The organism is Kineosporia babensis (assembly GCF_021129305.1).
GTDB classification, from domain to species: domain Bacteria; phylum Actinomycetota; class Actinomycetes; order Actinomycetales; family Kineosporiaceae; genus Kineosporia; species Kineosporia babensis.
The window spans coordinates 1-20341 of sequence record NZ_JAJOMB010000032.1 but is presented as its reverse complement, the minus strand read 5'-3'; the positions used below and the strand labels follow the sequence as shown (position 1 = coordinate 20341).

Annotated in this window: 15 protein-coding genes and 1 pseudogene; 9 read left to right on the top strand and 7 right to left on the bottom strand. The window is 64.9% G+C overall.

Features of this window, described 5'->3' with window-relative positions:
* Positions 1–16: 16 nt before the first annotated feature.
* Together LR394_RS42465 and LR394_RS37550 are read left to right on the top strand one after the other, a co-directional pair.
* A complete protein-coding gene (locus LR394_RS42465) occupies positions 17–145 on the top strand; it encodes a hypothetical protein (protein ID WP_269330435.1) in 129 nt (42 codons plus the stop codon).
* A gap of 572 nt (positions 146–717) precedes the next feature.
* Entirely contained in the window at positions 718–1695 is a 978-nt protein-coding gene (locus LR394_RS37550) for a nitroreductase family protein (protein ID WP_231449471.1), read from the top strand.
* Between the two features lie 147 nt (positions 1696–1842).
* On the opposite strand, the gene LR394_RS37545 is transcribed toward LR394_RS37550, so the two are convergent.
* Positions 1843–2466 carry a TetR/AcrR family transcriptional regulator gene (locus tag LR394_RS37545; RefSeq protein ID WP_231449470.1) on the bottom strand — a complete coding sequence of 208 codons (624 nt, stop codon included), beginning with the start codon at positions 2464–2466 and terminating at the stop codon, positions 1843–1845.
* A gap of 422 nt (positions 2467–2888) precedes the next feature.
* On the opposite strand from LR394_RS37545, the gene LR394_RS37540 reads away from it, so the two are divergent.
* The 3 genes from LR394_RS37540 to LR394_RS37530 all read left to right on the top strand — a co-directional run bounded on the left by LR394_RS37540 (position 2889) and on the right by LR394_RS37530 (position 5861).
* On the top strand, positions 2889–4355 hold the full coding sequence (locus LR394_RS37540; RefSeq protein WP_231449469.1) for an MDR family MFS transporter: 1467 nt from the start codon (positions 2889–2891) through the stop codon (positions 4353–4355).
* Between the two features lie 223 nt (positions 4356–4578).
* Positions 4579–4899, top strand: a complete 321-nt coding sequence (locus LR394_RS37535; protein ID WP_231449468.1) for a transposase — start codon at positions 4579–4581, stop codon at positions 4897–4899.
* A complete protein-coding gene (locus LR394_RS37530; RefSeq protein WP_231449467.1) occupies positions 4899–5861 on the top strand; it encodes an IS3 family transposase in 963 nt (320 codons plus the stop codon). Before LR394_RS37535 ends, LR394_RS37530 begins: the two co-directional genes overlap by 1 nt.
* Before the next feature lie 50 nt (positions 5862–5911).
* On the opposite strand, the gene LR394_RS37525 is transcribed toward LR394_RS37530, so the two are convergent.
* From LR394_RS37525 to LR394_RS37510, 5 genes and pseudogenes are all read right to left on the bottom strand, one after another.
* Entirely contained in the window at positions 5912–7246 is a 1335-nt protein-coding gene (locus LR394_RS37525) for a DUF3320 domain-containing protein (protein WP_269330440.1), read from the bottom strand.
* Positions 7247–7270: 24 nt separating this feature from the next.
* Positions 7271–11809, bottom strand: coding sequence for a DUF4011 domain-containing protein (locus LR394_RS37520; protein WP_231449466.1), 4539 nt, complete (start codon positions 11807–11809; stop codon positions 7271–7273).
* 70 nt (positions 11810–11879) lie between these two features.
* The gene (locus LR394_RS37515; protein ID WP_231449465.1) at positions 11880–12038 is read right to left on the bottom strand and encodes a hypothetical protein; all 159 of its coding nucleotides are present in this window, start codon (positions 12036–12038) and stop codon (positions 11880–11882) included.
* Positions 12039–12090: 52 nt separating this feature from the next.
* Positions 12091–12310: pseudogene (locus tag LR394_RS43835) on the bottom strand (UvrD-helicase domain-containing protein); the annotation flags it as partial.
* Positions 12310–13032, bottom strand: a complete 723-nt coding sequence (locus LR394_RS37510) for a hypothetical protein (RefSeq protein ID WP_231449464.1) — start codon at positions 13030–13032, stop codon at positions 12310–12312. The gene LR394_RS37510 and the pseudogene LR394_RS43835, both read right to left, overlap by 1 nt.
* Positions 13033–13698: 666 nt before the next feature.
* On the opposite strand from LR394_RS37510, the gene LR394_RS37505 reads away from it, so the two are divergent.
* From LR394_RS37505 to LR394_RS37495, 3 genes are all read left to right on the top strand, one after another.
* A complete protein-coding gene (locus LR394_RS37505; protein WP_231449463.1) occupies positions 13699–13953 on the top strand; it encodes a hypothetical protein in 255 nt (84 codons plus the stop codon).
* Positions 13954–14181: 228 nt separating this feature from the next.
* A complete protein-coding gene (locus LR394_RS37500) occupies positions 14182–14373 on the top strand; it encodes a hypothetical protein (protein WP_231449462.1) in 192 nt (63 codons plus the stop codon).
* A gap of 6 nt (positions 14374–14379) precedes the next feature.
* Positions 14380–14838, top strand: coding sequence for a hypothetical protein (locus LR394_RS37495; protein ID WP_231449461.1), 459 nt, complete (start codon positions 14380–14382; stop codon positions 14836–14838).
* Positions 14839–15858: 1020 nt separating this feature from the next.
* Here the strand turns inward: LR394_RS37495 and LR394_RS37490 are convergent.
* Positions 15859–16314 carry a toll/interleukin-1 receptor domain-containing protein gene (locus LR394_RS37490; protein WP_231449460.1) on the bottom strand — a complete coding sequence of 152 codons (456 nt, stop codon included), beginning with the start codon at positions 16312–16314 and terminating at the stop codon, positions 15859–15861.
* A gap of 54 nt (positions 16315–16368) precedes the next feature.
* On the opposite strand from LR394_RS37490, the gene LR394_RS37485 reads away from it, so the two are divergent.
* Positions 16369–20341 (top strand): TIR domain-containing protein (locus LR394_RS37485; RefSeq protein WP_231449459.1); only part of this gene is annotated, 3973 nt, incomplete at its 3' end.

Sequence of the window (20341 nt, the reverse complement as noted above, 5' to 3'; positions counted from 1 at the left end):
CTTCTCACCGTAGGCGGTGCTCAGCGTGGCGGCCATCTGCTCGCCGGTCAGGTGCTCGCTGGTCGATCTCGTGCACGCTGCCATCGTCGCCGGGATGCTGCAGCGCATGGGCATCCTGCGCACTTACCAGGAAGATCTCTTCTGAGATACCCGGTGGCTCAGTACGGAAGTCCTCGGTGAGACGTCCTTCTGGTTGATCGTGCGTGAGAACGGCACGCACATCGGCCAGAACGCCGTCCTGTGGGAGTGTCAACGGTCTCCCAAAAGTGGCTCTGGCGCACTTTATGTGATTGTTTGCGGCGCGTCAGGCTGAAACCTAGGTTCGGAACGATCACGATCAGGAGCGTGCTCCTAGCAAGTCGCTTCTCCCCACGTCACTCATTTGCGCCTGACTGTAACCAGTTTCGCCAGCCTCGCCTCGGGCACCGTAGCACGCCCCTGACGAGGAGAATCCGCGTTCGCCGGCCTCGCGTGTGGCCACCTGCCGGGCCAGGGAGCAATAGCCGTCACCGGCGGTGAACTTGTGCAACGACATCATCAAACCACCCTGCGGCGCAGGCGCGTACCGCGGCGCCACCGACCCCGAGGGCGCCAGTGGATGTTGTTAAACGAATTCGATTCGTTTAATGTGGGTGTGTCGGCGAGCGTCACGGAGGCGCTCCGTCGGCCTGCCTGATCGCGCATGACTGCCGGATACATCGTCGTCTTCCGGGCGCCTTGGCGGCAGCGTTGCCGCGATCGTGCGTCGAGCCTGGATCCGATGTCGGGCTGCCGGGTTTCGGCTCCGATGGCGTGCGTCTGCGCTGTCAGGCCGGTATCGGGCAGTACGAGAGTCGTGAGAGGGTCTTCGTGTCCCAGAGTGAAGAACGTCAGAATCTGCTGGAGCAGCGGTACGGACAGGCCAATGTCCCGGCCGGCCTGATATGGAACGAGCGGATTCAGGGTTTGCTGGAGCATCGCTCGGTGCGGGCCTTCCTGCCTGATCCGCTTCCCGCAGGCTCCTTGGAGACGATGGTCGCGGCTGCGCAGTCAGCCTCGACGTCTTCGGGGCTCAACCAGTGGAGCGTCGTGGCAGTGACCGACCCGCAGGTGAAGGCCAAGGCGGCAGCGCTGACCGTGTCCGAAACATTCGGTATCGGCAGCACCTTCATCGAGCAAGCTCCCGCCTTCCTGCTGTGGGTGGCCGATCTGTCGCGCAGCCACAGCATTGCCACTGAGGCGGGAACCGGTACCGAGGTCGTGGACTACCTCGATTCCTTCCTCATGGCCTCGATCGACGCAGCCGTCGCCGCACAGAACGCGGTGGTCGCCGCCGAGGCCCTCGGGCTCGGCGTCGTCTACATCGGTGCGGCCCGTAACAAGGCCGACGAGATGGCTCAGCTCCTGGAGTTGCCCCCGCACAGTTTCGTCGCCTTCGGCATGGTCGTTGGCAGTCCCGATCCCGCGCAGCCGACGCAGATCCGGCCCCGTCCACCCCAGGCGCTCGTGCTGCATCACGACCGGTACAGCGCGCAGCAGTCGATGGACAATGTCGAGGCCTACGAGCCGGTGTTGCGCGACTTCCTGGAGAGTTCCGGGTCCACGGTGAGGACCTGGCGTGAGATGGTCGCGTTCTCCACCAGCAGCATGGACTACATGGATGGCCGCCAGAACCTGCGTGAAACTCTGCACAGCAGGGGTTTCCAGCTGCGCTGACCTGAAGAACACCGCCCCCAGCGGGCCCGTTCAAACATCGCCATGGTGGCGCCACCGAGCAACCGCCGGTGGTGCCACCATGCTGCGTGCGCACACCCGCCACCCGGCCGCCACCACCCGGTTGCCCGCCCAGCAGCCGGCCGCCGACTAAGTGCCCTGGCTCGTGGTCCCGTTCGGGTTTCTGAGGAGTCGCTGCTCCAGTCCGGAGATCAGGACGTCGGTCGCCAGTGCGACCGCTTCGTCCCGGCTGTTGGTGGCGTACTCGATGGAGGCGGCGTAGGCCGGCAGCGAGTCGCGGATCTCGTCCGTGACCACCGGCTCGGGCAGGCCGCGGGCCAGGGCCACAGCCTGATAGTCGATCAGGGTCATGATGGTCCGCAGTTCGGATGCGGGAAACCCCGCTCGCATCAGCGCCGCGAACACGGGCTCGTAGAAGCTCAGCATCCGCTCACTGCTGATGGTGTGGTCGTACATCAGTGACAGTGCCTTGGGGTGGCGGGCGTACAAGTCGGCGAAGCTCTTCAGGAAGCCCGCGACAGCCACCTTCCAGTCCCGCGCCTGCAGCGGGGGCGAGACCTGATCGGCGATCCGCAGCCGCACCAGTTCCACCACATCGGCGCGGCCCTTGACATGGTTGTAGAGCGATCCCGGCGCGACCTTCAGGCGGCGAGCCAGGATCACCATCTGCAGGTCGCCGGTCTCGTCGATCAGATCCAGGGCGGCATCGGCGATCAGCTCTGGAGACAGCAATGGTGTCTTGGGTCGTGGCATGGCCCTGCCCATGCTGGCACACCACCGCACCGGACCACCGACCAGGGCCGCAACAATCACCGGCAAACCACCAGCGAAAGACCCGGCGGCGGGCGACGTGCGTCACACCCCGTGCGTGGACCGGCCGAGCAAGACGCCCCGCACTCGTTAAACGAATCCGATTCGTTTAATGTGATGGGAGACCGGAATCCTGACTACGTGGTCCGCAAGAGCCTCACGGCCTGTGGCTCAGGGGCTTTCAGCCCTGTTCCTTCGGTTCAGGCCGAGAGCATCCCGAGCGAGCGGTCCACGGCACGGAGGCACGGTCGAACGACGCGATAGCGCATGCGTCGGCGTCGGCGTCGGATGTCCGGCGTCGAGCGTCTCGAGGCCCCATGAGGCGCACTCACCCGCACGAGCCCAGAGAAAGCACTCGAAACGTCATGACTACCCCTGCCCCTGCCCGTACCGAGGTCGCGGCCGAGCCGGCGCCTCGTACCGGCCCGGCCCTGAGCGTGCTGATGGTGGCCGCCTTCGTCGGCATCCTGAACGAGACCGTCATGGGGCTGGCCCTGCCCCAGCTGATGGCCGACCTGAACGTCTCCGCCGCCAATGGGCAGTGGCTGACCACCGGCTACATGCTCACCATGGCCGTCGTCATCCCGGCCTCCGGGTTCCTCCTGCAGCGCTTCCACGCCCGCTCGGTCTTCCTCGCCGCGACTGGCCTGTTCACCCTCGGCACGCTCCTGGCCGCGCTGGCACCGGGCTTCGCGCTCCTGCTGGTCGGCCGGGTCGTGCAGGCCCTTGGGGCCGCGGTGCTGATGCCGCTGCTGCTCAACACCGTCATGCACGTGGTCCCCGCTCATCAGCGCGGCCGGGTCATGGCCCGGCTCGCGATCGTCCTGGCCGTCGCGCCGGTGGTCGGGCCGGTCTCGGCCGGGCTGCTGCTGTCCGCGCTCGGCTGGAGGTGGATCTTCATCGTCATGCTGCCGATCGCGCTCATCTGCGTCGCCCTGGGCACGATCTGGGTCCGTGACCTGAACACCCCCCGGCGCGTGCACCTGGACCTGCTGTCGGTGGTGCTGTCCGCCCTGGCCTTCGGAGGGCTGATCTTCGGGCTGGCCCTGATCGGGGAGTCCGCCAGCGGTCACGCCCCCGTGCCGGTCAGCATCCCGCTCGTCATCGGTCTGCTCGCCCTGGCCGCCTTCGCCTGGCGGCAGATCCTGCTGGCCCGCACCGACCGAGCCCTGCTGGACCTGCGGATCTTCACCTACGCGCCGTTCACCATCTCGGTCCTGGCCACCCTGGCCGCCTTCTCCATCATGTTCGGCGTCCTGATCATGCTGCCCCTGTACCTGCAGCAGGTCACCGGGCTCACCCCGTTCACCACCGGCCTGCTGATGATCCCCGGCGGCGCGATCCAGGTCCTGGCCGCACCGTTCATCGGGCGCCTGTACGACCGCCACGGCCCACGCCCGCTCGTCATCCCCGGCGGCGTCCTGCTCTCAGCCGCCCTGTGGTCGATGTCCACCCTGAACGCCGACAGCGCACCCGCCACGGCCATCGCCATGTACGTGCTCATGAGCCTCGCCCTGAGCCTGCTGATCTCCCCGCTGTTCACCACCGCCCTCAGTTCCGTGCGCCCCCAGCTGTACTCCCACGCCAGCGCCGCCGCCAGCACCATCCAGCAACTCGGCGGCGCGGCCGGCACCGCCCTGTTCATCACCATGCTGACCATCGGATCCTCCGCACACACCGCTGACGCCACTGCCAGCACGGTCCAGAACACAGTCGAGGGCACCCAGGCCGCCTTCGCTGTAGGAGGCATCGCCGCGCTCGTCGTCCTGGCCTTCACCCTCTTCGTACGGCGCCCCAACACAGCACCATCCGAAACCGTCGCCGCTCACTAGGCTTCACCCACGAACCAATCTCGCTGTTAGCCAGAGCCGCCTATCAGCGAGCCGCAACCTCACGACGAACCCACGAGCCGTTCGTCGTGAGGTTGCACGAGCCACCAGATGCACATGCTCCCAGTGACCACGCGCGCATCTCGGACGGTGGATAGCTGAGGTTCCCCCGAGAGAGTGGACACCGATTTAGCAGGATCGCCGATCCTGCTGGAAGGATGTCCGTATGCCTCCTCGTAAGCGCCGGTCGTACACGACCGAGTACAAGATCGAGGCTGCCCACCGCGTGATCGACTCCGGACGGACGATCGCCGAGGTCGCTCGGGAACTCGGGATCGACCCAGGCATGCTGAGCGTCTGGGTCAAGGACGAACGCCGCCGGGTCACCGCCGCCGAGGCGGTCGGGGAAGCGCCCCTGGACGCCGCCGAGAGGGCCGAGTTGCTGCGGCTACGTAGCCGGGTCTCTGAGCTGGAGAAGGACAATCAGTTCCTGGCAAAAGCTTCGGCGTACTTTGTGTCGAAGACGAATCCACGCGGTTCGAACTGATGGCGAAGTACGCCTGCCCCGAGCAAGAACCCGAACAAACTGCCCAGATCACCAGCCCGCAGACAAACCTGCACGACGCCACGCCAGCTCAACACGAGCATGACCAGCAGCGGTCAGAGAGCTTCTCCGTGCTGCGCATGGCCCGATTGCTGAAGGTGTCCACATCGGGCTTCTACGAGTGGCGCAAGCGCCGTGACGCATCCGAGCCGACCCAAAGGCAACAGCGACGAGCCGATCTCACGGTGAAGATCCTCGACATTCATGCCGAGTCCGACGGGACCTACGGATCCCCACGGATCACCGACAAGTTGCGCGATCGCGGTGAGGTTGTGAACGCCAAGACCGTCGCGGCGATCATGGCCGAGATCGGGATCGAGGGCATCAGCCCTCGAACGTTCAAAGTCCGCACCACCGTGCAGGACCCGGACGCGTCGTTCCCGCCCGACCTGGTCGGCCGGCAGTTCGACCAGGGCCACCTGAACGCCGCGTGGTTCACCGACATCACCTACCTGCCCTGCGGCGAGGGCAACATGTTCCTGTGCGCGATCCGGGACGGGCACTCCCGCCGCGTCCAGGGCTACGCCATCGACGACCACTTCGACGCGCCCATGGTCGCCCGCGCCATCGACGCCGCCGTTGCCACCCGCACCCGCGAAGGCCAGAACGTGGCCAAGACCATCCTGCATTCGGACCGAGGCGGGGAGTTCACCGGCGCCGTGACCGCGGCCGCCTGCGGCCGGCACGACCTGCTCCGGTCGATGGGTGAGACCGGGATCTGCTGGGATAACGCTGCCGCGGGGTCGTTCTGGTCCACGTTCAAGCACGAGTACTACTACCGTCGGACCTTCGCCACGAAGGCGGAACTCGTTGCTGGAGTTGACAAATGGATCAGATGGTTCAATCATGAACGTCGTCACTCAGGAGCAGGAGGGCTCAGCCCCATCCGCTTTGAGCCAGCCTGACAGGCACAGCCAACGCTGCTTAACCCCCTGTCCACCGTTTCGGGGGAACCTCAATCGACGAGGACCAGCCCATGCTGCTCGATCAGAAGCTCGCGCCGCAGGCACGCCTCCAGCGACTCCAGCAAGCGCTTCTCCGTCCGCTCGGTCATCTGCCGGGCTCCGAACACCCCGAGCGTCTCCCGCAGCAGCTGATCCCGGGGAAGCCCAGCCGTGAACCGGGCAATCCCGACCATCGCGTTACCGATCTCCCGATGACTGATCTGCTCCAGCGGCCTTGGCTTGACGCTCTTCTGGCGCTGGAATCCGGTCCACGTCGCCGGTGACAGCTTCGAGGGCCACAGGAACGGCTCGCCCGGTTCCTGAAAATACGAGGACGGCAGAGCGGCATAGATCTTCTCCGCCCGCCCGCCCATGAGCCGGCTGATGCCGAAGGCCGCAGCGATGAGCTTGGCCAGACGTTCCTGATGGATCGGCCCCTCAGTCTCGACGATCTCCTCGATCAACTCGAGCACCACCGGCAGCGCGGTCGGGAGCCGGTCGAGTACCTTCCGTTCTCCGACCACCCTGGGCTCCCAGGGCGAATAGATCTCCTGCCCCGGAATTACACGGTCGGACGGGATGATCCGGCGCAGAAGCGTGGCCGTCGGAGCCTTGGCCGGTGTCACCGCCGGCCCGGCGATCAGCAAGTCGGCGTTCGTTTTCGTGGGGGTACCAATGAAGGACGAGGGCGCTGGGGTTGCGTGGACAGGTGCCGGAAGGGCACGGGCCGCCTCGCGAGTGACCGCCTCGAGCCGGTCGAGAACGTTCTCCGGTTCGACCAGCCACTCGGGCAGCCAAACCCGCTCCACGGCCGGCCAGCCCAGCATCTTCGACAGTACCTGGACCGGCAGCCCGTCCCGGTCGCTGACCGTTGCCCGCCGGCGCCACTCCTCACCGTCCAGAAGTACGGCAACGACGAAGTGCCCGGGACGCTCCGGCGCCGCCAGGGCCAGCTCGACCCGGAAGTCCGAAAGGCCGAAGACCTCCTGCACCACCAGGCCCCGCTCCCGCAGCGCTCGGGCCAGCTGTTCACGGTGCTTGTCAGGTGCGGCTGCCAAGGCCACGGTGCTGGCGAGCACCTCGCTGTCTCCGGCCGCGATGTCGAGATAGGCCCGCAGATCCTGGATTCCCTTCGCGGACGTGGCCTCGACCTTCAGCTTGCTGGGAGCGAACGAACTGAAGACGAGAACCTGCCGACGGGCCCGGGTGATGGCCACGTTCCAGCGACGTTCGCCACCGAACCACACCAGTGGGCCGAAGTTACGGGGCAGCACCCCCTTCTCGTTCGTGCTGAATCCGGTGGAGAACAGGATGACATCCCGCTCGTCGCCCTGGACGTTCTCCAGGTTCTTGACGAACAGTCCTTCCGGTCACCGGGTATCGAGTGCCTCGATCATCGGCTCGTGTCCGCTGTCGCGGATCAGGTCCTCGATGTGTGTGCGTTGCTGGGCGTTGAAGGTCACCACACCAATGGACGGTGGTGTCTCGGAGTCCTCGAACCGTCGCCGGATCTCGGCGACCACGGCCATGGCTTCCTGAGGGTTCGTGCGCTTCAGCTTGCCCGCCGCCGAACGCAGGTACTCGCCGTCCACGGGGATCAGACTGATCCCGGAGTCCGGTCCGGCCGTGTTCGGTGTGGGGAACGAGGACAGTCGCCCCTCGTAGTACTTAAGGTTGCTGAAGGCGATCAGTGACTCGTCGGTGCTCCGGTAGTGCCAGGAGAGCCACTTCTGCGGCACTCTCGCCTCGACGCACTCGGTGAGGATGCTTTCCTCGTCGACCGGTGCGGCCGCCTCGGCGGCCACCACCTCGTCGTCATCCTCGTCTCCGAAGGATCTCTGGGCAAATGTGGTGGGCGGCATCTGTTTGCTGTCGCCCACCACCACGACGGACTTGCTGCGGCCCATCGCCCCGATCGCATCGGCCACCCGGATCTGCGAGGCCTCGTCGAAGACCACCAGATCGAACATCTGGCCGCTGCTCTCGAAGAACCGGGCCAGCGAGTCCGGGCTGACCAGGACACAGGGCATGATCTCGGTGATCAGCTCGCCGTACTTCGACAGCAGCGCACGAACCCCCACGCCACCACGCTGACGCCGGACCTCCTTGCGCAGTTCCCCCGCGTCCCCAGTGGCCGTATCGGCATCGAACGACCGGCGGGCCAGCACTTGTGCGGGCAGAGAAGTTCTCAGGTGCCGACGGACTGTGGAGGACGCCACGGAGAACCGTTCCACGGCACGGTTGTGCGCCTTCGGGTCGAAGATGTCCAGTCGATTGGACTCACTGCGCTCAGTTCGCGAGCTACTAGCAAGCCCTCGTTCGAAAGCCGCTGCCGCGTCGTCAGCGAGGACCACCCCGGTGAGCAGTTCGTCGTAGGTCTCCCCGAGCCGAAGGCTCCGCAGTGGCACCAGTGCCTGCCGGAAGGCTACCCACCGACGCAGGCTGTGCAGGGCCGGATCGAACAGCGCCCGCCCGGCTCTGGTATCCCGCCATCCGGCCAGAAGTCCTTCGTCACCGCTCCACCACTCGAGAATCTGTTCAGTTGAGCCGCATTCCCAGGAGAGCGCCTGAAGCGTGTATGCAGTCTGGTCGATCGCTTCCACCACTGCCGCGTCGACCGACTCGCCCGCCTGCAGGATGTTCCGTAAGCGGTCCACGAAAACCCGGTGGCTGGCGGAACCTACGTTCGGGTCGACGGCCCGGCCCAAGTCCCGCAGCCAGTCGATCTGACGATGGACGAGGTCCTGGGAACCTTCGGTGAACGGGTTCCAGTCCCCCGGTACCTGGATTCCGGGAATGCTGCGAGCTTGCTGCGCCAAGCCCTGAACCTCGGTCTGAAGCCGCAGCAGAGCGCTGGTCAGGTCGAGGACGTCCTTAACGGCGATCTCGCAACCGGGTCGCAGCACGGGGTCGAGCCGGGACCCGACTTCGCGCAGTCGTCGAGACCGACCGATGACACTGGATTCTCCCGCCTCCACGGCATGTGCGTGGATCTCGGCCAAGTTCAGGTCGAGCGCTGCCGGAGTAACGAGCGTCAGCGCCGGATGGCCGGCGGCAAGGAACGAGTCGAGTTCAGCCATCCACCACGCGCAGGCATCCGTCCATCGTTGGCCGCGCGACTCGTCCATGATTCGAAGACCCACACCTGACGCCCTGATGACGGCACTCAGGTCGGACAGCTCCGCCACGGAACACACCGCAGCGAGAACATCGGTGAGATAGCCACTATCAGTGAGATGGCCAAGGCTCTCGTCCACGGCCAGGGCAGCCTGACGGACCCGCTCGACATCGAGATCGGCTGGATCGTCCAGCAGCACGAAGCCCCACGGATGCTGCCGTTCCGGAATCGTGACATCAGCCTTGTCAGGCAGCACGCGCAGCAGATCGCGGACCGCCTCCACCTTCGCCGGCGCCTCCGGCGCGTGCAGGAAATCGCGGGGCACCGGCAGCACCGGCCCCTCGCCCAGGGCAACAAGCTCGGTGTGCGACGAATAGAAGGAATAGCCAAGGGAATTCGTCTCGTGCAGCCCGCGGGCATACCGGGACAGAACCCGGCGTGAGGAGCGCAGATCCTGCTGAGCGGCCCGCAGGTCCTGGTCGTCAACGACCACGTGATGGTTCAGGGACTCGTTGATCTGGGCCCGGACCTGAACCGGCTTGCTGCCCTTGTCGTGCAGGTCCAGGCAGAACGGGCCCATCCCGACCTCGTCCAGCCGCCGCCGGACCACGTCCAGGGCAGCACGCTTCTCGGCGACGAAGAGCACGCGACGTCCTTCGACGACCGCCCGGGTCAGCATGTTCGTGATCGTCTGGGACTTACCAGTTCCCGGAGGGCCTTCCAGCACGAAGGTGCGGCCGTCCACAGCATCGGCCACGGCGCCGAGCTGCGAGGCATCGCCCGGTAGCGGGCAACCGGCATCCAGCTCGTCCAGGTCGATTGAGTTCTTCGGGGGTTCCACGCTGTCCCGGAAGGGCTGTGCCGGGCTGTGGATCAGATGATGGACCAGCGGATTCACCGAGAGCTGCTCCCAGTTCTCGTCCAGGTCCTTCCACATCCGGAATTTCGCGAAGTGCAGGATCGCCAGATCGGCCCTCGCGGCATCGACCCGAAAGGGTAGACCGTGTTCCGACAGCGCCACCCGCATCGCCCGGACCGCCGCATCCAGATCGATCCCCGCGCCATCGAGAACCGGCTCAGCGAGGCCAGGAACCCTGAGCCCGTGTACCTGGTAGAGCTTCTCCAGCAGACAGAAATTCGGCGTGCTGGTTCCAGTTTCGTCGATCTCGAGGTGGTAGTCGCCAGCTCGGCGGATCAGCCGAACCGGCACCAGGATCAACGGCGAACGCAAGTCCTTGCCATCGTGCTTCCAGACCAGGGTACCGAGCACCAGGTAGAGGTTGTTGGCTCCCGTCTCCTCGACGATGACGCGGGCCTTCTGCGCCAAAGAGCGCAGTCGCGTGATGTATTGACCGTGGGTAAGCGTGGTGTAGAGCTGGTGGTTGCTCGCGAAGATCCGGGCGACATGGTCCTCCGGCAGCCGTCCACCGCGCGCCAGGTGCACCTGGTCGATCCGGTCGCCGGGCAGCAGGTGCAGGGCCCCGCCCTCGTGAAGGGCATCTTCGACAAGCCCCAGATGACCGGTCGGCACATTCAGACCGACGCCATGCTCAGCCTTGAGGTCGATCAGGCGGTTTCGGGTGCTCAGGTCCAGGAGCGAGTTCTTCCAGACCTGCACACGCGGCGGCACCGGTTTCACCGAACGGGTGTGCGCACGCGCCCGCCGGGGCTCGGCCCGCGGTGCCGGGGCGGTGGAGTGCTGCCTGGGCTCGTAGACAACAACCTGGGCCTGGCCGTCCTCACCACGCGTCGAGGCCGGGAGGGGAACGATCTTGCGCAGGCGCGCACTCAGAACGTCGGTTACTCCCAGCACGTTACTCAGATCCCCGGACAGATGGCTCTGGACCGGGCTGCGGGTGCTCCGCTCGTACAGCCCCGGGTCGAAGGGCTTGGTCAGGGCGGTGGTCTCGACCAACCGGATCTCGTCCAGGTCGATCCGGTTCACCAGGTCCCCGGCGCCGGTCTGGGTGATCTCGTCGAGAATCCGCTCATGCCGCCAGTACCCGAGGAAGGCGTGCCCCTCGACGACCCACAGCAGCGGATGGATGCCAGCCTGCTCCAGAACTGCGGCCATCACCACGGTCGTGTCGAGGCAGGTCCCGATCCTTCCCTCCAGCACCTCGTGCGGCGTACGAACTTTCTGACCCATGCCAGACTCGGACCAACTTGCGGGCGGTTCGCCGTAGCTGATCCGGCGAGCCTGCATCGCTTCGAAAACGGCCTGGACCGTGAGGTCCACCCGTCGAGCGTCAGCTTGGTAGCCGTACAGCGACGCGTCACCAGTTCGCTCTTGCAGCCACTCGGTGACCTCGTTGAGCAGTCTGCTCACCGCCGGATCGTTCGGCATCACGAACGCGGCCAGAATCTCCAGACTGAGAAACTGGATGGCCTCGTGCCTGAGCCACTGCCGGGCCGCCAGCAATCGGATCGGCTCAGCGTGGCTGGCCAGCACCTGACCATGCCACTCCACCTCGGCGGTCAGCAGACCCGGTCGCTGCTCGTCGATCTGCAGCATGACCGCCGGGTCGAGCCGCACCTTCGGGTCGTCGATCCTGACCCTGCGGTTCGCCACCAGATCCACGACCTGCTCGAACGGCCTGGTCACCTGACCCCGCTCGTCCTGGATCAGGATCCGCAGCACCGCTCCCGGGCGACTGGCCGTGCTGGCCAGGCCCACCTGAGCGACCACGGGAATATCGCTGTTGGCCATCGCATAACTGAGCACAGGCTGCGCGGCGAGGTCGATCTTTACCGTGCTGCCGGGCGACTCGGTTAGTGCGTGGTCTGGCATGAGCAGAGCGTAAGGCGGCGGGGGCGTCGCCGTCTGGGCAAGCGACAACGTGTGACCGAGGACGCCCCCTCTACAAGGAGGTGAAGGCGTCAGCCATCCGCAGCGCGGTCATGATGTTGATGTCACGAGCCGTGACTTCACGGTCATCCTCGTCGTTCCCCAGGCCTGCGATCAGATCCTGGATCTCGGGGTCGTCGGGGGAATAGTTCGGCGTCGTCGGCAGCCGCAAAGTCTCGTCCCGGGATGCAACGCTCCCGGGACGAGGCGGCGTGGTCTCAGTCGTCGCCGGTTTCCGGGGACAGCACCACGCCCCGCCAGTACTGGTCGATCCGGATCGTCTTCAGCCGCGGATCCTTGGCCTTCTGCACTGATTCGAGGTGCAGGCCGGTGTGGGTGGCGTGCTCGAACTTGGTGAAGACGTCCTTGACCCTTGCCCTGCACCGTCTTCTCCAAGGCGGCGAAATCGCTGAGGAAGTCCTTGTCGATGCCGAGGCGGGCCATCAGCTCTCCAATTCGGGGATGCTCGGTGCCTGGTCGGGCCATTCGGCGGGTGCAGGGCCGAACGCCCGCCGGCTGGCCTTCACGGTCAGGGCCGCCATTGCGGCGTTGGCGCCACCGCCGATCACCGCACCGATACCGAACGGGGCGACCCGGCCGAGCACAATGATCCCCTGCTTGGTGCCGTACCTCGTGACGAAGTTCTTGCCCAGCACCTTGTTGATCTGTTTCAGCGTCTCCGCGGGCACCTTGGCTGCCACCTGCCGGCCCCAGTGCTGTCCGGTGCGTTCGGAGATCTTGGCGATCGTCCCGGATCCGCTGCCCCCGAGCATGATCCCCATCACGATGGTCCGCCGGCGCTCGAGCTCGTCGATCGGCACTCCGTGGATCTCGGCGATCGAGAGAGCGTAGAGCGCGGTCGCCTGGAACGATGTGAGGACCTCACCGGCGGTCAGGGCGAGTGCTACTCCGGTACCGACGCCGGGAGCAGCCGCGGTGCCTCCAACTGCAGCGCCGGAACCGGTGAGGGCGCTGACGTACATCTTCTCGAGGCTGGCGATGACCTGAGCCGGGCTCGCCTCAGGATTGCGCTGCCGGGCCCGGGCGATGTTCTTGCGGATCAGCGGCGTAGGCAGAGCTATCGCCTTGTCCAGCAAGGCAAGGGCTTTCGAGTCGGATTCGGCATCATCGGCCGGCACCGCCCCGTCGAGGGTGTCATCAGTCATGCGGGTTCCATTCACGTGAGTCGGGACGTGGAGGCTGTGCCGGGCAGCGCTCGGTCGAGGTCAGCCAGCAGGCCCTGCAGTTCGGCGATTGCCGCTTCCCGCTGCTCGGTGCCAATCCAATCCGTAGCAGAGCGAGCTGGCGACGCACCAGGAAGAGCTGACGATCGTCGTCGGGGCGCTGGGGTCGTCGTCGAGCCAGCCGTTCACTCAGGTCTCCTGCTCCCCGCCGATGATCGCCGCGGCGGCCGACGGACAGGCCCCTCGGCCCGACGGACAATGAAGGACAAAGTATTGTGCAACCGGTCAAGCTGCTGCAGATGCGCAGCGATCACCTCCCGCTGGGCCGGTGTGGGCACAGGAATCACCAGTTGGGTAAGCCGACTTCGCCCGACCTGCGGGTGCACCGCTGATCTGCCACTGGTCCGCTCGGCCCGGCCAAGCTCGGGTTGAGTCTCGCTCAGCGGCGTACACCCATCGCTAAGGTCCCGAATCTGCCGAGGCGCCGTTCTGAACTTGCCAGAGAGGAATCGTCTATCCCGCCAGAGAATCGGACTTCCCGTAGGGCGAGGTGCACGAACAGTCACAAATCGGAGGATAAACTACAGATTCGACCGTCGGATGGATACGCTCTGTCGCCGCGTACAGCAAGAACGTGAGGGGACGAGCATGGCTTCGTTGGACGAGATCATCACCGAGATCCAGGCGAGCAAGAAGGCCTACGAGGATGCCCAGCAGGTACTCGTCGCTGCTGCCAAGGGTGCCGAGGAAGGCGCCCAGGCGATGGCGGCCATGGGTGTGGAGGACAAGGCGGAGATGCTGGAGAATCTCAAGGCTGACCTCGACAAGGTCTCCGAGGCCACTACCTCGATCGCCGATGCCTTGGACACAGCAGTTTCCAACGCCGAGGCCATCAAGGGTTGAAGGACGGGCGGCTCCGGGAAAGCGCCTGGACCTCTGGCCAGCATCCGAGCCGCCATGCTTGGACGGTCTGGGAAGGGAACAGCCTCAGGCACCCGAGGAGGGCCGTTCGGTTTCAAGTGGAGCAAACCGCCAACTGGGAAGCGAACTTCGAAGCCCGATCGCCTCTCACAAGCCAAGGACCGCCAAGCCGGTCAAGCCCCTAAGAGCAGGTCGGCAAAGCTACGCTCAGTGGATGTTGATCTCGCCTCCAATATTCTCGGTGGAGCCTGGACCTTCGTTGGGCTCGTAGCAAAGCTGCCCCTGGAGGTGGTTCTGGCCGGGACAGCTATCACGCAATACCTCGCCGTGGGACAGAGCATTCTGGCAAAGAGCGAGGACCATGAGGAACGCCAGAGAGAGCGTAAGGAAAAGGAGGGCTGACCAGCCATGCGTGTCGACCCAGCGGTTGAACCCAAGGTCCGAGAAGCGCTCGCGGGAGCTGTGGCACAAGACCCCGAGAGATTTCGCAACGGCGTGCTGGGGTTGGGCGAGACCGACTCCGAATACTTGGCGGCGCTTGAACTAGCTTTCAACATCGTGGCCGGCGCAGTCTTTGCCATCGACGAGGGCGAGGTCCCCTCCGACGATCGTATCGGGGAACTGGCTGCAGACTTCTCGAAAACAAGTACCTGGTCGGATGTTTCAGGCCAGGCTGCCTATGATCTCTTGATGGCAATTTTTGCTGAGCGGAATCCTTTAGAGGCCATGAATCCCGCTGACGCTGCATTCACATCGCTAGCGCTGGGGGCTTGGCTCCTTGCCGGCTTCGAGATGCCTTCCATGCCGGAATGGACCGACTTCCTGGACGTTGTCCTACTTGGCCTGGAACAGAGAGGAACCGAGTAGCTGTCCGGCCTCCAGCCTCGGGCGCGGAGCCAAACCCCGCAGAGTCCTGTCCCGGGAGCGCAACGCTCCCGGGACAATGCGGCGTGAGGATCAGTTCGAGAGCCGGTCCAGTTCACCGCGTTTTGCTGGGGTGAGCAGGTCTGCGTAGGCGCTGGGATCGACGGCGAGGGTCATTCCGTCGGGATTCTTGCTGTGTCGGATCTGGCGGGAGGCGCCATTCCAGGCGAGGCATGATGGCAGCCGTCGACACCGCTCCTCGCACAGTAGCTTGGTCAGAGCCCGGTACTTTTTGCTGCGCTCACCCCCGATGCGGTTGTCGTCAGTGCCGAGACGAGCGAAAGCAGCGCCGCGAACTACCCCCAATTGACCGGGCTTGACCCCGCCACCGGCAAGGTCAAGCGGACCAGTGGCAACACACCGCAGTCCGCGGCTTGAGTACGTTTCAGACAGACGACGGCCTCATCGTGACCATCAACCCGTACAGCGGCGCGGACCCCGTACAAGGGGAGACTGGATTCGGCGACCGGGACGATCACTCAGCGACTCAGTGAGGTCGTGCTCAACGCCCCTTCCCGCGACGGGAAAGTCGTCTTCGACGTTGGCAGCAGCACCTCGGGGTTACGCGCATTCAGCCCAGCAACGTTTGAAACTATCTGGCCCCTGTCGCAGGGCAACCGGATCGCGCCTCGTCATCCGATCTTCTTTGGTGGTCTCGTCTACGGACAGGTGCGAAACGGGACGAGTGTCGTCCTCGACGGCGCCACCCACAGAGACGTAACTGGCGATACTCCTGGCTTTTCATCGCTGTGACAACCATGGCGCGCTTATGTACGTCGGCCAGGAGGTCGTCTTCGTTCCCGCGACCGGCTGATCTGGATCCGAAACGGGACTACCCGGCCAAGCACGACGATGAGCTACTTCGTCCCGCGCTTTACGACAAAATTCTTGCACAGAACTTCGGTCTGAACCCGACGCACACGCCGGTTTCAGCGTGTCCACGGTCGAGGATACGCTGCCGCCTCAGCCAGGAAAAGGAACAGTCGTTGGTTTTCGGCGGTTCGGGTCGACGCCCTCGAGGAGCACCTGCTTGGCGGCTGCTTTGTCCAGGTTGACGAGATCGATGTATACACGCGGGCCGAGCAAACCGGTGGGGTTGCACGCCCGAACCCTCACCGGGAGAAGCAGGCCCTTTCTCCCCGCCGGGTCGTCACGAAACTTGGCGGTCCATTCGGCCAGTACCATTTCACGCTTCGGATCGAGATAGTCCGGCGAGAAAACCATGATCAAACGATCCGAAGTCAACGTGAAATCATGCATGTCGACGACGAAGTTACCACTTGGTCCGATGTCCCAGGCCTGAAGGCGCGAAGTATACGAGGCACTTTCGAGCGTGTCGGCGATCCATTGGGCCCAGTCGGGGTCGCGGTCGGCGTTTGCATAACTGATGAAAAAGTCAACACGTCCAGCGGAAGCCATGCGATGAGCATAAAACGCACCCCAGCGTTCGTGTCGTAGGCCATAATGCGTGGCGTGGCGTCGAGTCCCGAAGCGTTGCGTTCCAACGCCCCCGGCGGATATGTGGTCTGTTATGACCACGACGATGCTCTCGACCGTGACCGGGCCAATTGGCTCACGATGGCCCTGAGGCAGGCGGGCCACGAGGTCAAGGGATGGACACAGGCGGGCACTAATGCGGTGGTCGAGCTTTCAGACGCCGTCAACGGTGGCGCAAGCGTCGCGCTCGTGGTCGGCGGCCGTGATCCGATGGACTACCTCGCCGGCAGCGCCATCACCGCACTTTTGACCGGTGGCCCACGGCAGGGGTCGGGGCGTATAGTCCCGGTGATCTTCCAGGGCGGTGTGCTGGGGGCGCTTCTGAGGCCCTATATCTCGATCGATCTGTCACGTCTGGACGGTCACGAGGCTCTTCGCCTGGTAGCTACGGCGACGTTGGGATCAGAGGGCCAGGCCGAGGTGAAGTTTCCGGCGGTGGACTTGAATACTGACTCTCCGGCGCCGCGCCTGCGCCTGCTGAGCAGACAAGCCCTCGACGACGCCGGGGCCGTGTCGGACAGGCAATTTGCTCTCCTTCCCACAGGAGGAGCACGCCTTTACGTTCACCGCGACCTGGAGAGGGATCTCCTGTCTCTCCTCCATGGGATGCCCGATGCGCCGATAATCGTGGCTGGGATCGGCGGGGTGGGCAAGACCAGTCTGCTTTGGGGGCTGGCGACTACCTTGCTGGCTGAGCCGGATCACGAGGTCTACTTCGTCAAGGCGGGATGGCTGGCCGGTGAGTCACCTCTGGTGCGGGTCGACGACCTGCAGGGCGCGATCTCGGCCGACCTGCGCGCTGGGCACCGGGCGACGCTCCTGGTCGATACGGCTGACATCGTAGTAAACGACGATCGCGGCTACCTGGCTCTGAAACAGGTGCTACTGGGCACCGGTGCCTCGACGGTGGTGACTGCACGGCCAATGGAGGCCAAACGGCTGGCCGACGACCTGAACCGTGCCCGCAACCTCGGCGAAGGCGTACCCACCCTTTGCTTGGAACGGATTCTGTCCGACTACGTCACCCCCGACACCTTGCAGCACGCCGATCCCACAGACGACAGTGAGGTTGGAAAGGGTGAATTCGAACGCGCAGTCGCGGCGCACGCACTGGAGTACTGCCGCACCCCCGGAGACAGCTCGACACTGGCCAGCCAACTCGTTCAGGCCGTGGTGCGTCGCCACCCCTTGGGAGCCCTCGCTCAGCATCCGCTAACCCTGCGGATGCTCTTCGAGTTGTACAGCCCTCAGTCTGTTCCAGAAACAGTCGACGCAACAGACCTATTCGATCAGTACTGGGACGACAGAGTACTCACTGACCGCCGGGCATGGCGATCGGGAGCTGTCCCCGAAGAAGCAGGAGCGGACTGCTCGGCGACGTGTGACGAACTCGCGCTGCAGATGCTGCGGGCAGGCACGCCCGATGTCGCGATAGCTGATGTCTTGTCAGACGTCCCGGGTCGGCTGAGCACCGACGTACAGATGTTGACGGCCCGGGGTGTCGGCAGTGTAGATGCGCATGGGCAGTTCTCGTTCTTCCACCAGACCTTCTTCGAGTATGTGGCGGCTCGCGCATTGCTGAGTCGGGCTGGTTCGCCTGCACTTGACCTCGTGCTGGAGCGCGCCCGGACCCGGCCCCAGGACTTCTTCATCAAGTCGGTACTGGAACAGATGTGGACCTGGGCATGGCGTAAACCTATGCATCGGGTGGCCGCCACAACAGCGGCCCGGAATGTTCTCGGTGACTGGCTCATAGCGGGGAAGGCTGACTCCCCCAAGCCGGGGCAGGCACTGGGCTCACATCTGCGACTGTGTCTGACGACGGCGGCCCAGACTCCTGGCAGTTGGCCGACTCTACGACCTGCACTCGATCAGGTGATCCGAGACGAGCGGGTGCACACGTCGGTGATTCGCGACATGCTCGCTCTGCTGCCCAGGCCCGGACGCCCGATGGCGCCCGCCGATCTGGCTGTCCTGGCCATTTGCTGTGCTCGAGACGACACCGCGTGGTTCGCAGTGGTCGACACTCTTTCTCGGATGGTTGACGAGCAGGCGCACCAGGTCGTGGGAATTCTTCCCAAGCTTGGGCTACCGGGCAAGACGCAGGGTGTCACCGGCGGCACCCTGGCCTCTTGGACCCAACTACCCGCGGTTCTGTCGCGGTTCGTGTCGGCGGACCCGGATGTCGTACTCACCCAGTTACGCGAGATCGGCTCCAGGGCCAAGGCTGTCGGCCAACAGAGCTATCTTGCCTTCATCCTCGAGTGTCTGGCCACAGCACCGCTCGCATTGGCGCCACGGATCAGTAACTGGGCCGACGAATTGGTGGGCGACTTCGCGCCCGAAGGGCGCCTGGTCTTGGCTCACGCTGCGCTCCACAACCGCCGGGTCGAATGCCGACTGGCCGACGGCAGCGACCCCCAGCAGTTGATCAACGAGATGTCCGGATCGGTGCACCTCATCAGTCACGCGTTGCACAACCCTCGGGAAACTCACCTGGATGGGCGAAAGACGACAGAACGAGCCGCTCCTTGGAACCAGGCCGTTTTCGGGGGCACACTGCTAGCGCTAGGAAGCAGCAAGCATCCGTCGGCGATCAAGGCGCTCGTTCGTTTCCTGGCCGATCAGCACACGGCATCGCTGCTCAGTGAACTTAACCGGGGCTGGCTGGTCCCAGCTCTAACGTCGGAGCGCAACGACATGCGCCAGCTCGCCGTGCAACTGCTCACCGAAGGTCTCCCAGCATCTCACCGGAGTCCGGAAACGCTTCAGCAGCGCTGGGCCGACACTATCCGGCGCACCCTCGAACGTCCTGAGCTGCCCTCGTGGGTGGTGGCCGAGATCGTGGCCGCGGTCGCCCCGGCTGTGCAACGTCCGGGCGAGAAAGCCTCGGCCCCATGGCTGGACCTCGACCGGCTCCTACGCCTGCTGATGCGCTGCTACGGCGCAGATCTCAATGGCGCTAAGGATGCCTTGACACACGACCTGTTCGTTGAGGGTGCGCTGTCGGACAGCGCAACAGAGAGCCTAGTGCTGCAGGCCCGCAACACCCCCCGCTCCCGTGCGACCGCCATCCTCTTCCAGTTGCTCGGTGCGAACGGCGATCTGCTGCGGCTGGAAAGGCTCGTGCAAGGCATGCCAGACATGCGGGCGCCGATGGGTTTCCGCAGTCGTGAGCTAACCCCAGTCGTGATGAAAGCGCTGGCAAGCGACCGAGAAAAGGTCCGCCGGGCCGCCGGGCGGTTGCTCGCCCTACCGCATGCCAACGCTCTCGTCGAACTGCCGCCATGGGCAGATCTACTCGTGCTGCATCAGAACGCCCACGATCCAGTGATGCGGGCGTCACTAGTTCTGGCCGCCGAGCGAGGTGTCGAGAACGATTTCTACATGGCCGAGCGTGCAGTGGAGTGGCTGCGATCCTTGCTTCCTAAGTTGGGGACCGGCGACCTCCCCAACCTTCCGGAGCCCCAGCAGGCCCGTGGCAGCCTCGTCCAGATACTTGCCACCCACCCCTGCGGTACCGACGGTCTGGACGAGATGCTCGGCTGGGCCTTCTGCTCTCCAGTCAGAAGCGACGTTGTCGCCTCACTCATCGGATTCCTCACACGCGGCATCCGTGGTCAGAAGCCCGGATCCGTCGATGCCCAGGTACAGCTGATCATCCAGGTAGGCCGCAGGCTCAAAGAGCCCTCTATCTCGAACAAAACCCGAAGTGACGTCCCCGGCCGCTGGCGAGTGGCGATGTCCCGGTTCGTGACAACGCTGCGGCCCGAGCAGCAACTCACCCTGCTCGAAGCCTTCCCCGACCTGGAAAGAGCTTTCGCGACTGCGCTTGTAGATGGTTTACGACCGGAGCTTTCAGCCGCAGTACGGCAGAGAATGGAGGCGATTGTCGCCGAGCAGGAACTCGACCAATCCATCACCCGGCGAATGGGCTTTGGCCTCGAGG